This window comes from Sphingobacterium spiritivorum ATCC 33861 (assembly GCF_000143765.1).
Lineage (GTDB): Bacteria > Bacteroidota > Bacteroidia > Sphingobacteriales > Sphingobacteriaceae > Sphingobacterium > Sphingobacterium spiritivorum.
Genome location: NZ_GL379772.1, coordinates 334,662 through 347,858, shown reverse-complemented (window position 1 = coordinate 347,858; position 13,197 = coordinate 334,662). Strand labels below are relative to the sequence as shown.

At 39.7% G+C, this 13,197-nt stretch carries 13 protein-coding genes; 3 read left to right on the top strand and 10 right to left on the bottom strand.

All coding sequences use genetic code 11. The features are described 5' to 3' along the window. Positions 1-74: 74 nt before the first annotated feature. Both HMPREF0766_RS15975 and HMPREF0766_RS15970 read right to left on the bottom strand, forming a co-directional pair. Positions 75-959 carry an NAD kinase gene (locus HMPREF0766_RS15975; RefSeq protein ID WP_002999425.1) on the bottom strand — a complete coding sequence of 295 codons (885 nt, stop codon included), beginning with the start codon at positions 957-959 and terminating at the stop codon, positions 75-77. 71 nt (positions 960-1,030) lie between these two features. Then, positions 1,031-1,693, bottom strand: coding sequence for a CBS domain-containing protein (locus tag HMPREF0766_RS15970; protein WP_002999423.1), 663 nt, complete (start codon positions 1,691-1,693; stop codon positions 1,031-1,033). Positions 1,694-1,902: 209 nt separating this feature from the next. On the opposite strand from HMPREF0766_RS15970, the gene glsA reads away from it, so the two are divergent. Continuing rightward, the gene (gene glsA / locus HMPREF0766_RS15965; protein ID WP_002999421.1) at positions 1,903-2,736 is read left to right on the top strand and encodes a lyso-glycine lipid O-acyltransferase GlsA; all 834 of its coding nucleotides are present in this window, start codon (positions 1,903-1,905) and stop codon (positions 2,734-2,736) included. A gap of 3 nt (positions 2,737-2,739) precedes the next feature. Then, positions 2,740-3,696, top strand: coding sequence for a glycine N(alpha)-acyltransferase GlsB (glsB, locus tag HMPREF0766_RS15960; protein ID WP_002999419.1), 957 nt, complete (start codon positions 2,740-2,742; stop codon positions 3,694-3,696). 34 nt (positions 3,697-3,730) lie between these two features. On the opposite strand, the gene HMPREF0766_RS15955 is transcribed toward glsB, so the two are convergent. Genes HMPREF0766_RS15955 through ubiE form a run of 5 tightly spaced genes read right to left on the bottom strand, consistent with a single transcriptional unit; the run spans position 3,731 to position 7,022 of the window. Further along, a complete protein-coding gene (locus HMPREF0766_RS15955) occupies positions 3,731-4,183 on the bottom strand; it encodes a GNAT family N-acetyltransferase (protein ID WP_002999416.1) in 453 nt (150 codons plus the stop codon). Positions 4,184-4,203: 20 nt separating this feature from the next. Then, on the bottom strand, positions 4,204-4,653 hold the full coding sequence (locus HMPREF0766_RS15950) for a GatB/YqeY domain-containing protein (protein WP_002999414.1): 450 nt from the start codon (positions 4,651-4,653) through the stop codon (positions 4,204-4,206). A gap of 29 nt (positions 4,654-4,682) precedes the next feature. Beyond that, positions 4,683-5,447 (bottom strand): SDR family oxidoreductase, encoded by a 765-nt coding sequence (locus HMPREF0766_RS15945; protein ID WP_002999412.1) that lies wholly within the window; start codon positions 5,445-5,447, stop codon positions 4,683-4,685. A gap of 7 nt (positions 5,448-5,454) precedes the next feature. Beyond that, positions 5,455-6,285 carry a hypothetical protein gene (locus tag HMPREF0766_RS15940; RefSeq protein ID WP_002999410.1) on the bottom strand — a complete coding sequence of 277 codons (831 nt, stop codon included), beginning with the start codon at positions 6,283-6,285 and terminating at the stop codon, positions 5,455-5,457. Beyond that, positions 6,282-7,022, bottom strand: a complete 741-nt coding sequence (ubiE, locus tag HMPREF0766_RS15935) for a bifunctional demethylmenaquinone methyltransferase/2-methoxy-6-polyprenyl-1,4-benzoquinol methylase UbiE (protein WP_002999408.1) — start codon at positions 7,020-7,022, stop codon at positions 6,282-6,284. The genes HMPREF0766_RS15940 and ubiE overlap by 4 nt, the downstream gene beginning before the upstream one ends. 451 nt (positions 7,023-7,473) lie before the next feature. On the opposite strand from ubiE, the gene dnaB reads away from it, so the two are divergent. Beyond that, positions 7,474-9,072: a replicative DNA helicase gene (dnaB, locus tag HMPREF0766_RS15930; RefSeq protein WP_002999406.1), complete on the top strand. Its 1,599-nt coding sequence runs from the start codon at positions 7,474-7,476 to the stop codon at positions 9,070-9,072. 80 nt (positions 9,073-9,152) lie between these two features. Here the strand turns inward: dnaB and HMPREF0766_RS15925 are convergent, their stop codons facing one another. From HMPREF0766_RS15925 to HMPREF0766_RS15915, 3 genes are all read right to left on the bottom strand, one after another. Continuing rightward, positions 9,153-9,590 (bottom strand): SRPBCC family protein, encoded by a 438-nt coding sequence (locus HMPREF0766_RS15925; protein ID WP_002999404.1) that lies wholly within the window; start codon positions 9,588-9,590, stop codon positions 9,153-9,155. Between the two features lie 25 nt (positions 9,591-9,615). Beyond that, complete coding sequence (locus tag HMPREF0766_RS15920; protein ID WP_236590429.1) at positions 9,616-10,299, bottom strand: M15 family metallopeptidase; 684 nt, start codon at positions 10,297-10,299, stop codon at positions 9,616-9,618. 116 nt (positions 10,300-10,415) lie between these two features. Further along, a complete protein-coding gene (locus HMPREF0766_RS15915; RefSeq protein ID WP_037460531.1) occupies positions 10,416-13,031 on the bottom strand; it encodes a valine--tRNA ligase in 2,616 nt (871 codons plus the stop codon). Positions 13,032-13,197: the final 166 nt, after the last annotated feature.

Sequence of the window (13,197 nt, the reverse complement as noted above, 5' to 3'; positions counted from 1 at the left end):
TGTATTTCAATCAATAGCATTGTATAAAAAGTTGTTAAAATACATTAAAACAAAAGACGAAGCTGCATATACTCCTAATAATTTCGCACATCTATTCCCCAGAGCAACTTTTCTCTTAAGGTGCTGAAATAGCCTTCTTTATCTAACCGGATAAGGTTAATAAAGAAAGGAGCCTTTTTTATTTTCAATTTTGTAGTAGAGGATAGGGTGACACTTTGTGAGTCACAGCTTAAAATGTATTTTCCGGTACGGCTCTCAATTTCGAGGTCCAGCTCAAAATCTGAAGAAATGACAATTGGTCTTACGTTGAGGTTATGGGGTGATATGGGGGTGACGACAAAATTGCCGCTTCCGGGCATAATAATCGGACCACCACAACTTAGCGAATACGCTGTAGAACCTGTGGGTGTAGCAATGATTAATCCATCTGCCCAATAGGAATTTAGCAGTTCTCCGTTGATATGGGCATTGACCGTGATCATGGCTGAACTATCGTATCGAAAAACGGTGATATCATTCAAGGCGAAGTTTTTTCCTTCAAAAAGTTTTTCTTCATCAGATTCTACAGTCAGCAATGCTCTTTTTTGTAATGTATAGGCATTATTGAGAATCTGAATCAGTGCTTTTTCAATATCGGTTTTATTGATGGTCGCTAAAAATCCCAGACGTCCAAAATTAATACCTGCAACGGGCAAACCTGAATCTTTTATAATGGAAACGGCTGAAAGCATAGTCCCGTCTCCCCCAAGACTCAGCATAAAGGCTACATCTTTGGGAATATCTTCGTGGCTGGTAAATGTGCTGAGATTATCCTGACAGGGGAATTTGCTTTTTAAAAATTCATAGAAATCTGCATAAATGCATATCTCCAGATCCTTTTTGTTTAAAAAATCAAACAATTGTTGTACATACGACAAAACCGAAAGGTTAAATTCTCTTCCGTAGATCGCTATTTTCATACTTATATTTCTGCAGCAATACGGGATTGCTATTTATTTTTTTTCAAAGATGAGAAAAAAGTACGCGAATACTAAATATTAAGGTAATTCATAAGCAAATCGTATCGCTGTTGCATATCGTTTTCACCATTTCCATCATTAAACGTAGCCTTGACCACATAGTCAAATCTCCAAAGTGTGGCGACCAGGGACGAAATATTTGTTTTGTTGACTTTTATTGTCAATTCAAGTTTTGATGAATCCGGTAATGTTTTGACAGCGGTGCTCAGAATGCTGGCATTATCTGACTCAATGATATGTGCGATATGAGAAAGGGCATTATCTTTTGCGCCGATCTCCAGAACGATTATCGCTCCTGTTTCATTATTTGATTGTAAACTGTTAAGAGCTTGCAATACGTCCTGCGCTGTAATAATGCCTATGTAACGATTGTCTTTATTCAAAATCGGTAACAGCTCGATTTTGTAATTAGTAAGATACAGCATTGCATCATATATGTGCTGATACTCATAAAGATACAGAGGTGCCAGATTTAGTTTGAGATTTTTGATAATATCTGTTTCGTCTTCATGATTCAGAAGTTCATCTTCATTAATCATTCCGATGTATTCTTTATTTGAAACAACCGGAAGATGGGACAGGTGAAATTCACCTATCTTGTCTAGTCCCTTCTGAACAGTATCTGAAGGACTGACTTCACAAAATTTTTGAGATAGTATTTCACCGATGTACATATGCCGTATTGCTTTTCTATATTAAACACTCAAAAAAGGAAAACGTTTAATCTTATCAAGGTATTTGTACGAAGTTAAGCAATATGTAAACATATGCAAATAGTATGAAGAGTATTTAATAAGGTATTTAAAATTTATGTGACGATATAAAAGAGCGTTGGATTTTCACTATTTTTACATTTCATTAGCGTATCGACTATAGCAATTATATGCAGCAGGAAGAACATAAGAAGTTTATTGAAGTAAGAGAAGTAATTCGTAAAAAGAGTCCTAAACTGGCTAAATGGATTCCATCTCCTTTTATCCGTTATCTGGAAAGAGTGATTCATGAAAATGAGATCAATTATATCATGAATAAATTTGAGGATCGCTACGGATTAGATTTTGTAGATGATTTGCTGGAAGAGCTTGGTGTGGAGGTAGTGTTGGAAGGAGAGGAGAATATTCCGCTTGAAGATAGTGTGATCTTCGCTTCTAATCATCCTTTGGGAGGATTGGACGGGGTAGCTTTTATGCATGCTGTAGGAAGATATCGTAGAGATGTCAAATTTTTGGTCAATGACATCCTTTTAAATATTAAAAATTTGCAGCCACTTTTCATTCCGGTTAACAAATTGGGGACGCAGGGTAAAAACGGAATAGAGATGATTGAAAGGGCCTATGCAGGAGATGATGCCTTGCTGGTGTTTCCTGCAGGACTGGTTTCCAGAAAGCAAAATGGAAAGATTATGGATCTGGAATGGAAAAAGAGTTTTATAAACAAAGCAAAAAAATATAAAAAGGATATTATTCCTGTGTATATTGAGGGAAAGAATTCCAACTTTTTTTATAATTTTGCTCTACTCAGACAGAAATTGGGTTTGAAAGTGAATCTGGAGATGCTGTATCTTCCGGATGAGATGTTTGCCCAACGTAATCACCGCGTAACTATCAAGATCGGAAAAAGAATTCCCTACACGCATTTTGATACATCAAATAGTGAGAAAGTGTGGGCAGAAGAAGTGAAACAGTTGGTCTATAAAATGGCTGAGTTAAAAAAATAATCTATGCAAGAAATTGTTGCTCCTGTTGACAAAGAATTGATAAAGGCTGAACTTACTAAGGAGGCTTTTGTACGCTTTACCAACAATGGAAATAATGAAGTCTATATAATCAATCATCATAATGCACCGAATGTTATGCGCGAAATTGGACGATTGCGTGAAGTAACGTTCAGAGCGGCAGGCGGAGGTACAGGTTTATCTATAGATATTGACGAAAATGATACAAGTGAGGATTGTTATGATCAATTGATTGCCTGGAATCCCGAAGAAGAAGAAATCATTGCCGGATATCGTCTTATTAAATGTTCGGATGCAAGCTGGAAGGATGGAGTGATCAATCTTTCGACAGCTCATTATTTTAATTTTTCTGAAAAATTTATTTCGGAGTATCTTCCGTATACAATAGAATTAGGGCGTTCCTTTGTGCAGCCACGTTTTCAGCCAGCAATTGATAATCGAAAAGGTATTTTTTCACTGGATAATCTCTGGGACGGACTTGGGGCTTTGGTCATGCTGAATCCGGAGATCAAGTATTTATTTGGTAAGGTAACCATGTATCCGCACTATAATGTGGAAGCAAGAGATTTGTTACTCTATTTTATGGAACACTACTTTCCGGATCCGGACAATTTAGTAACGCCTATTCGTGCTGTTGGTTATAAAACAGATATGAGCCAGTACGAGGGAATGTTTGACGGATTGGATTACAAAGAAGGGTATAAGTTGCTCAATTCTAAAGTGAGAGCTATGGGGGAAAATATTCCTCCATTGATCAATACCTATATGAATTTATCGCCGACAATGAAGTCATTCGGTACTGCCCGCAATGATGAGTTCGGAGAGGTGGAAGAAACAGGGATTCTGGTTACACTTGATGATATTTATCCGGTTAAAAAGGAAAGGCATATGTCTACCTTTGAAAGGGATAGTGAATATGGTAATCCCAAGAAAAAGAAATAAAAAGAAAAGCGCTTGTTAAAAGCGCTTTTCTTTTTTAGTGAGGTTTTCTCAGCATCTCAATATGTGGAATACCATCTTCCAGGTATTCTTCTGAGGCTTGCTGAAAACCAAAGCTTTCATAGAATGCTTTCAGATAAAGCTGTGCACCGATACGTATATCTACTGCTCCGTATTGATCCATGATATTATCTACTGCTCTCCGCATCAGCTCGCGGCCAATTTTCTGTTTTCTGTAGGCCGGATTAGACAATACCCGCCCGATGGATACCTCTTTAAAAGATACGCCTGCAGGCACTATGCGCGCATAGGCTGCGATATCATTGTTGATCATAGCCCACAGGTGGTCACATTTCTGATCTTTATTATCACAATCCAGATACGGGCAGTTTTGCTCCACCACAAAAACTTCGTTGCGAAGTTTCAGTATCTGATAGAGCTGATTGGTCGACAGTGCATCAAATGTTTTATAAAACCAGACTGTTGTCATATCTGAACTATTTTGGAATATTAAGAAAGTAAACTTTTGACGACTTCAGAAATCGTTCTTCCGTCTGCCTGACCGGCAAGTTTCTGATTGGCTGCGCCCATGACTTTACCCATATCTTTAACAGATGAAGCTCCCGTTTCCTGAATGATCTGCCTGATGATGGACTCTACTTCCGCACGATCCAGTTGTTTTGGCAGATACTCTTCGATTACGTTTTGTTCTTCTACTTCTATCTGATACAGATCTTCGCGATTTTGTGTTTTATATATTTCTGCAGATTCTTTACGCTGTTTTACGAGTTTCTGAAGTACTTTGATTTCGGTGTCTTCTGATAAATCCTCACTACCGCCTTTTTCAGTTTTGGCGAGTAGAATAGCAGCTTTTATTGCTCTAAGACCACGAAGTTTTGCATTGTCTTTCGCGATCATAGCAGCTTTGATATCCTGATTTATTTTTTCTTCTAATGCCATATTATGTATGTTTTATTTTTTTGTATTTGTTATTCTCCTCTGTGTACGATTGTACCTGTTGCCTGTGCTGCAGGCATGATCAGCAGATCATTGATATTGACATGTGCCGGGCGCGAAAGCACAAAAGCGATGGTCTCTGCTATATCTTTTCCGGAAAGCGGTGTGATATCTTTGTATACTGCAGCAGCACGGTCTGTATCTCCGTGGAATCTTACTTCTGAAAACTCGGTTTCTACCATTCCCGGATTTATTCCAGTCACTTTAATGCCTTTGGACAACAAATCTATTCGCATTGCTTTATTCAGTGCATCTACGGCATGTTTAGTCGCACAATATACATTTCCGTTAGGATAGACCTCTTTCCCGGCAATAGAACCTAAATTGACAATATGACCTTTTTTACGGGCCTCCATGAAAGGGACTACTGTACGTGTCACATATAGCAGACCTTTTATATTGGTGTCTATCATCCGATCCCAGTCTCCTATATCTCCATTTTGAATCGGATCAAGTCCCTGGCTGAGTCCTGCATTGTTGATCAGTACATCAATGTTTTTCCATTTCTCGGGCAGATTGTTGACAGATAACTGTACTTCTTCAGCGTTGCGGACATCTAATTTGAAAATATAGATGTTACAGTCCGGATATTGAGCGGAAATATGCTGTTTTAATTCCTCTAATCTTTCTATTCTTCTTGCACATAGCAGAAGGTGGTAGCCTTCTTTTGCTAATACTTCAGCACAGGCAGCGCCGATTCCGGAACTGGCTCCTGTAATAAAAGCGATTTTTTCCATTTTTATATTATTGAAAGATCAAACTAAAATATATGTTGCGGATCAATGTTTTGTCCAGCGGGCGCATAAATTTGTTATTTACGGCCAACGGATGGTTCTGATCAAGTACATTGCCAAAACTCTGGGCGAATTTAATCTCAGGAGACACTTTGAAGTGTGTAAAGAAAATATCTGCTCCTATGCCGGCTTCCCATGAAAGATAATCCGGTTTGATGATAATAGGGTCGGGTGATTGCTGATTGCTGGCCATCAATGCATCATAATCGTTGCTGAGCTGACTCCATTTTGTCCATTTCACACCGGCTATCATATATCCTCTGTATCTGTTGAACTTATTTTTCAGAATTTTCTCATCTGACCGGAATTTGAGACTTAACGGGAATTCAAATGAATTAAAATTTGTCCCTCCCTCTGATCGTGTGGTATGTCTTGTTCTTCGGGTCAGGCTTTTCTGTGTAGTACCGTCGTCATTTGTTCCGGTATAAATGATACTTGAATTGTTTATGAAAACAAATGTCGGACTTAGGGTGGTATAGAGGTTGTCTGTGATTCTGAGATGAATCGGAATTCCTACACCCATACCGTGGCCTACTCCGGATTTGATGGATCGAAGATCTTTGATTTCATTAATGTTTCCCTCAGGATAATCTAACGGGTACCCGGACCAATCTTTTTTTAATCCCATGACATATCGTGAATTGACGTAGGAGTATTGTATACCAAACAGGAGTGTGGCATCCTCATCATATCGGGATGAAAAAGGCAATGAGATGGATTGTGCACTTACTAAAAAGGGCAGGGTAACCAGACCAATTATAAAACCGAGCTTTTTTATCATTTTGTAGAAACATAAATGGTACATACACCAAATGTCTGCGGACGTATGATTGTTTCAGAAAATCCTACTTCTTTCATGATGGTCGCAAACCTGTTTCCATCCGGAAACTTAGCCACAGATTCAGGAAGATAAGAATATGCACTGTTATCTTTCGAGAATAATTTGCCTATTAATGGTGTGACATTATGGAAATAAAAATTGTACAGCTGTTTAATCGGGAAGGATTTGGGGTTTGAAAATTCAAGAATGACCGCTTTTCCTCCCGGTTTGAGTACCCGACAAATGTCTGCAAGCCCCTGTTCCAGGTTTTCAAAGTTACGTACTCCGAAAGCGACTGTTACTGCATCAAAAGTATTGTCTTCGAAAAGCAGTTTTTCTGAATCTCCAAGTTGAACTTCAAATTGTTGCTGCAGACCTTTGCTTTTGATCTTTTCCTGCGCTACCTGTAACATTCCTTCCGAAATATCTACACCTATGATTTTTTTTGGATTTAATATCTTGATGGATTCCAATGCAAAATCTCCGGTTCCGGTTGCTACATCCAGCATGATTTGAGGTTGGATAGATCTGAGAGAACGGATGGCTTTTTTACGCCAGATAATATCAATACCTAAGGACATAAAGTGGTTCAGAAAATCGTAAGTCTTGGATATATTGTTGAACATATCTGCAACTTGTGTTTTTTTGTCGCCTTCTGCGTTTTTATATGGCTTTAAAGTGGATGATTCATTTGTCATAGTTTACAAAGATACAATATTATCTTGCAGCTAGTAAGGTCCTGTTTTAGAAATATTTTTTCATTAGTATTCTATAAGTCATTGACTGTTAATCGCTACAGAGATTAGCTGTATATGGTGCTTTAATTAGGCGAAATCGGTTTGTGTAATTTTATGTTGTTAACAAACGCTAAAGTTATCCACATTTACATAACAATTTGATAATTTAGCAGTTATAATAGTAACTCACATTTTATTCACACTTGCTGTTGATAACTAAGTCGCCTTAAGCGGTCTGTACCAACAGTTTTTAGTATGATTGTTGAGGCAACTTTTAAGGCTGTGTACAACTCTTTGTTTGGACCAAAAGTATTTTTTATACTTTTGTTATCCCCAATGCGAGAGTAACTGAAATTCTCAACAAAGGAATTCAAAATATTTAATCATCGACAAACAAACGTAGGTCCTCAACATGAGCAACGAAAACGAATTTTCAGGCAATAAATTTGACAGCAATAAGCGGGCAAATTACGGAGAGCGTCGGACGCGTCTCAATAATCTGGTCAGTGGGTTGGGCAAGTTGCCTCCGCAGGCAATTGATCTGGAAGAAGCTGTTTTGGGAGCTCTTATGCTGGAGAAGAATGCGTTGAGTGAGATCATTGATATTCTGAAAGCGGAATCCTTCTACAAGGAGGCGCATCAGAAAATTTTTGAAGCGATCTTCAATCTGTTTCAGAAAACTTCACCTATTGATATTTTGACAGTGATCACGGAATTGCGTAAAATGGGTGCTCTGGAGATGGTCGGTGGTGCGTACTACATTACGTCGCTTACGGATCGTGTGGTATCTGCTGCAAATATTGAATACCATGCCCGTATTATATCCCAAAAGTATATTCAGAGAGAGCTGATAAAAGTTTCTACTGAGATTATCAATAGCTCTTACGATGAGACGGCTGATATTTTTGATCTTCTGGATCATGCGGAGAAGAGTTTGTTTGATATCGCACAAAACAATTTAAGAAGAGACTCCCGTAAGATGGATGACATTATGCGTGAGGCGATTTCTTCTTTAGAGCTGTTAAGAGATAAGACTGACGGTCTGACGGGTGTTCCTTCGGGTCTGACGGCTTTAGACCGTATGACCTCAGGGTGGCAGCCTTCGGATCTTGTTATTATTGCGGCTCGACCGGCGATGGGAAAGACGGCATTCGTCCTTTCTGTAGCGCGTAATGCTGCTGTGGATCATAATAAACCTGTGGCGGTATTTTCACTGGAGATGTCTTCTGTTCAACTGGTGAATCGTCTTATCGCAGGTGAAACTGAAATTGAACAGGAAAAACTTAAAAAGGGTAATCTTGCGGATCATGAGTGGCAACAGTTACATTCCCGAATCGGGCGTTTGACAGAAGCTCCTCTTATTATCGATGATACACCTGCCCTTAACGTTTTTGAATTCCGTGCTAAATGTCGTCGTCTGAAAGCGCAACACGATATTCAGATGGTTATTGTCGATTATCTGCAGCTGATGCATGGTAAATCTGAAGGTAAGGGTGGAGGTAACCGTGAGCAGGAGATCGGTAGTATCTCCCGGGCACTGAAGTCTGTCGCCAAGGAGTTGAATATTCCTGTGTTGGCTCTTTCGCAGCTAAGTCGTGCGGTAGAGTCCCGTCCGGGAAACAGTAAACGTCCAATGCTCTCCGATTTGCGTGAATCGGGATCTATCGAGCAGGATGCGGATATGGTACTCTTCCTGTATCGTCCGGAATACTATGGTCTTACAGAAGATGAGGAAGGGCGTCCTACAGCGGGTGTAGGTGAGGTTATCATTGCCAAACACCGGAATGGTGAAACCGGTATTGTGCCTTTGCGTTTCGTTGGTAAATTCGTAAAGTTCGTCGATCTTGAAGACGAATTCTCGGGTATGGGAGATGCTGGTGGTTTCGGTGCTGAACCAACTTCGTTTTCTTCATCAGCCATGAATCCTTCAACTTCATTTGAAGGTTTTGGCGGCGGCGGTATCACAATGCCTTCACGTATGAATGATATGCCGGATGACGCTCCGTTTTAATCCTTTTTGATTGTACTGAAATTTTAATTCCTCAGGCAGACTGAATTTTAATATTAATTGTTCGGTATGATGATTTATGATTAAGGCTGCTCAGCAACTTCTTTCGCTTTTTGTAGTGCCTGAGGGAACGTCTTATTCATACTTTCTGTATATTCAGTCAGTGTATCTACTTTCACTATAAGCGTAGTCTTTTGTCCTTGCGGATGAAGTTCGTATATTTCGTATAACTCTCCCCATTCCGGATCGTGATTGGGTACTTCTTCAAAATTGACTATTTCACCGAGATGCTGAAAGGATATATAGTCCGGATACTCAAGCTTGTTGATCAGACTGTACATCCCGTCTCCGCGCGGAGTCAGAAAATGAATGGTATTTCCTTCTTTAAAATCTGAAATCTTATAATAACTTCCCTGGCTGAATACATTTGTCCAGACCTTGTAGTTTTCCTGATCCCAAAGTGTTTGCCAGATTTTTTCTGGAGTTGCATTGATTTCAATGCTGTAAGTCAGTGTTGTCATAGCGAAATGTGTTTTTCAATTTGATCTATTCTACCGGAAAGTTGAAGTATTCATTTGGATAAGGTTCATCTTTAAGGGTATAATGCCACCATTCTTTCTGGTAAGATTTAAAACCGTACTTTTCCATTATTGTTTTGAGAATCTGGCGATTTTCTTTCTGGCTGCCTGTGAGATCATCATAATCGTGATGGGAAGGTGTGCCGAAATAGTCAAACGGGCTTCCCATATCCAGTTCGATTTTGCTTTTGATATAGATAAGTGTAAGGTCTACGGTGCTGCCTCTGCTATGTCCTGATTTTTCGGCGATATATCCTGATTTAAAGAGGTCTCTTTTGTCGATATCCGGATAGAACTCCTGCTTTGCAAGGGTATCTTCTATCATCAAGGCCCACTCTTTGAAATTATCTACTGCTGTCTGAGGACGGTAGGCATCGAATATTTTGAGTCCCAATCCTTTTCTGTTCAGTTCCCGCTGAACATTCTTCAGCGCCCGGGCTGCGGGCTTCGAAAGAATCGCTACTTCTTTATTATAGCTGTTGATCTTTTTTCCTGTAAAGTTGTGGTTGCCGGCATAGCGAATGTCATACTGAATATTGGGAATCAGTTTATGGATATACACAAAACCCTCCGGAAGCTTTTGAACAGGATGTATGGAGGCGAAGGAAAGGGTGCCCAAAAGAAGCAGACTAAGTATAATGATCTTTTTCATTTTGATATCGGTGAACATAAATTTAAGAACTTAATGGTGAAAATATCTTATTTATAAACAAACAAAGGCTCCGTCCACAAGTGACGAAGCCTCTGTATTATGCTGTATGAAGAATATTAGCCTAGATTAGCGAGACTTTCTTCCAGGATTTTGATTTTCGCTTGTGCATCATCCTTTTTGTTTTGTTCATTCTGAACAACTTCAGGTTTTGCATTTTGGACAAAACGTTCGTTAGAAAGTTTTTTGTCTACTGAGATCAGGAAGCCTCTAAGGTATTCGATTTCTTTGCTTATACGTTCACGTTCTGTATCCACATCGATATTGTTCTCCATTGTAATATAACATTCATCACGTCCTGCAAGGAAACTCACAGCACCAGCGATCTTTTCTTTTACAAATGTCAGTTCCGATATATTAGCAAGTTTGATAATGCTGTCCTGATATTTTCTGAAATCAATATCATTTGCATTTATTGCCAGTGGCAGTGCTACCTTCGGTGAGATCTGTTTGGTATTCCGCACATTTCTTACTTCAGATATAACTTGTTTTACTGTATTGAATTCTTTGATAAGCGTTTCATCAAAAGCTGCAGTTTTAGGGTATTCCGCTACGATACAGCAGTCTTTAGCCTCGCGCGTGCCGAATAGTTCGTCGTGCCATAGCTCTTCAGTGAGGAATGGCATAAACGGATGTGCCAGTGTCAATACGCGCTGGAAGAATGTCTTGACCGTTTCAAATGTCCCGGCAGGGATCGGAGATCCGTAAGCCGGTTTGATCAATTCCAGGTACCATGCACAGAAATCATCCCAGATGAGTTTGTATGTCGCCATCAAGGCGTCTGATAATCTGTAGCTTGCAAAGTGTTCTTCGATTTCTACCAGTGCCTGGTTAAATCTGGATTCAAACCATGCTGCAGAAGTTTTGTCTGCTTCCGGTGCCGGTTCATTTGATATTTCCCAACCTTTTACCAGACGGAATGCATTCCAGATCTTATTAGCAAAGTTACGTCCTTGTTCGCAGTAGGACACATCAAACATAAGGTCATTTCCGGCAGGGGAGGACAGCAGCATACCTACACGTACTCCATCAGTACCATATTGTTCCATCAGTTCGATAGGATCCGGAGAATTTCCCAGTGATTTAGACATTTTACGGCCCAGTTTGTCGCGTACGATTCCGGTCAGATATACATTCTTGAAAGGAGCTTTTCCAGTATAATTATGTCCCATGATCATCATACGTGCTACCCAGAAGAATAGAATTTCGGGAGCCGTCACCAGATCGTTGGTCGGGTAATAATAGTTGAAATCTTGGTTTTCAGGATTACGTACACCATCAAATACAGACATTGGCCATAGACCAGAAGAGAACCAGGTATCCAATACATCATCTTCCTGACGTATGCCAGCCGCCGATTTGCCGTGGCTTGTGAATTCCTGAATGGCTTCTTCTTCCGTTTTTGCAACAACCCATTCGTTTTTATCATTATACCAGGCCGGAATACGTTGTCCCCACCATAGCTGACGGGAGATACACCAGTCTTTGACATTTTCCATCCAGTGTTTATAGCTGGCTGTAAATTTGTCCGGTATCAGGTTGACTTCACCGCTGAGTACATAATCCAGTGCCGGTTTGGCCAGTTCATCCATTTTGCAGAACCATTGCATTGACAGCTTAGGTTCGATGGCTGCATCTGTACGTTCGGAGAATCCGACCTGGGATTTATAATCATCTATTTTTTCGATCTGATCTGCTTCTTCCAGTAGTTTTGCTACTTTTTTACGGGCGATAAAGCGATCTTCACCAATAAGGATAATGGCTTTCTCGTTTAGCGTACCGTCATCATGGAGGATGTCTATTACTTCGAGATTGTGTTTTTGTCCCAGTTCGTAATCATTAAGGTCGTGTGCAGGTGTTACTTTTAAACATCCTGTACCGAATTCCATATCTACGTATTCGTCTTCGATGATTGGTATCTCACGGTTTACCAGAGGTACAAGAATTGTTTTTCCTTTTAAATGCTGGTAACGTTCATCATTCGGATTGATACATATTGCTGAATCTGCCATGATAGTTTCAGGACGTGTGGTCGCAATGACAACGTATTGGTCTGAATCTTTTACCTGATAGCGGATGTAGTATAATTTTTGGTTAACCTCTTTACGGATTACTTCTTCGTCGGACAAGGCTGTCTTTCCCTGAGGGTCCCAGTTGACCATACGTACTCCACGGTAGATATATCCTTCTTTATAGAATTTGATAAAGGTATCCAATACCGCTTCAGAAAGATCCGGATCCATTGTGAATTTAGTGCGTTCCCAATCACATGATGCCCCTAATTTTTCCAGCTGCTTCAGGATGATGCCTCCGTATTTTTCTTTCCATTCCCAGGCATATTTCAGGAAATCTTCTCTGCTGATCGATTTTTTATCAATACCCTGTTCTTTAAGCATAGCGACGACTTTAGCCTCCGTAGCAATAGATGCATGATCTGTTCCGGGTACCCAGCATGCATTTTTACCCTGCATACGTGCACGACGGATCAATACATCCTGAATCGTATTGTTCAACATATGACCCATGTGTAAAACTCCGGTGACATTAGGAGGAGGCATTACTATTGTATACGGTTCACGTTCATCTGGAGTCGAACGGAAAAATCCGTTATTCATCCAATAGCTGTACCATTTCTCTTCAGCTTCTTTAGGATTGTAAGTTTTCGCTATACTCATTTTTGTAAGTAAAAAATAAAAGAATACAAAAATAAGCATTTGTCCTTACTTATTTGAAGATTCCGTTTGTAAAAGAGTCATCATACTTTGATAATATTTTGTTAATACAGAATTAACTCACTGAATTTAGTGTACTTTTGCACCATTATTTTTATTTGACATTAAC

Bases quoted from the DNA above. Each gene is read 5' to 3' on its own strand.
- HMPREF0766_RS15975 (WP_002999425.1), bottom strand. From the start codon at position 959: ATGAAAATAGCGATCTACGGAAGAGAATTTAACCTTTCGGTTTTGTCG.
- HMPREF0766_RS15970 (WP_002999423.1), bottom strand. From the start codon at position 1,693: ATGTACATCGGTGAAATACTATCTCAAAAATTTTGTGAAGTCAGTCCT.
- glsA (WP_002999421.1), top strand. From the start codon at position 1,903: ATGCAGCAGGAAGAACATAAGAAGTTTATTGAAGTAAGAGAAGTAATT.
- glsB (WP_002999419.1), top strand. From the start codon at position 2,740: ATGCAAGAAATTGTTGCTCCTGTTGACAAAGAATTGATAAAGGCTGAA.
- HMPREF0766_RS15955 (WP_002999416.1), bottom strand. From the start codon at position 4,183: ATGACAACAGTCTGGTTTTATAAAACATTTGATGCACTGTCGACCAAT.
- HMPREF0766_RS15950 (WP_002999414.1), bottom strand. From the start codon at position 4,653: ATGGCATTAGAAGAAAAAATAAATCAGGATATCAAAGCTGCTATGATC.
- HMPREF0766_RS15945 (WP_002999412.1), bottom strand. From the start codon at position 5,447: ATGGAAAAAATCGCTTTTATTACAGGAGCCAGTTCCGGAATCGGCGCT.
- HMPREF0766_RS15940 (WP_002999410.1), bottom strand. From the start codon at position 6,285: ATGATAAAAAAGCTCGGTTTTATAATTGGTCTGGTTACCCTGCCCTTT.
- ubiE (WP_002999408.1), bottom strand. From the start codon at position 7,022: ATGACAAATGAATCATCCACTTTAAAGCCATATAAAAACGCAGAAGGC.
- dnaB (WP_002999406.1), top strand. From the start codon at position 7,474: ATGAGCAACGAAAACGAATTTTCAGGCAATAAATTTGACAGCAATAAG.
- HMPREF0766_RS15925 (WP_002999404.1), bottom strand. From the start codon at position 9,590: ATGACAACACTGACTTACAGCATTGAAATCAATGCAACTCCAGAAAAA.
- HMPREF0766_RS15920 (WP_236590429.1), bottom strand. From the start codon at position 10,299: ATGAAAAAGATCATTATACTTAGTCTGCTTCTTTTGGGCACCCTTTCC.
- HMPREF0766_RS15915 (WP_037460531.1), bottom strand. From the start codon at position 13,031: ATGAGTATAGCGAAAACTTACAATCCTAAAGAAGCTGAAGAGAAATGG.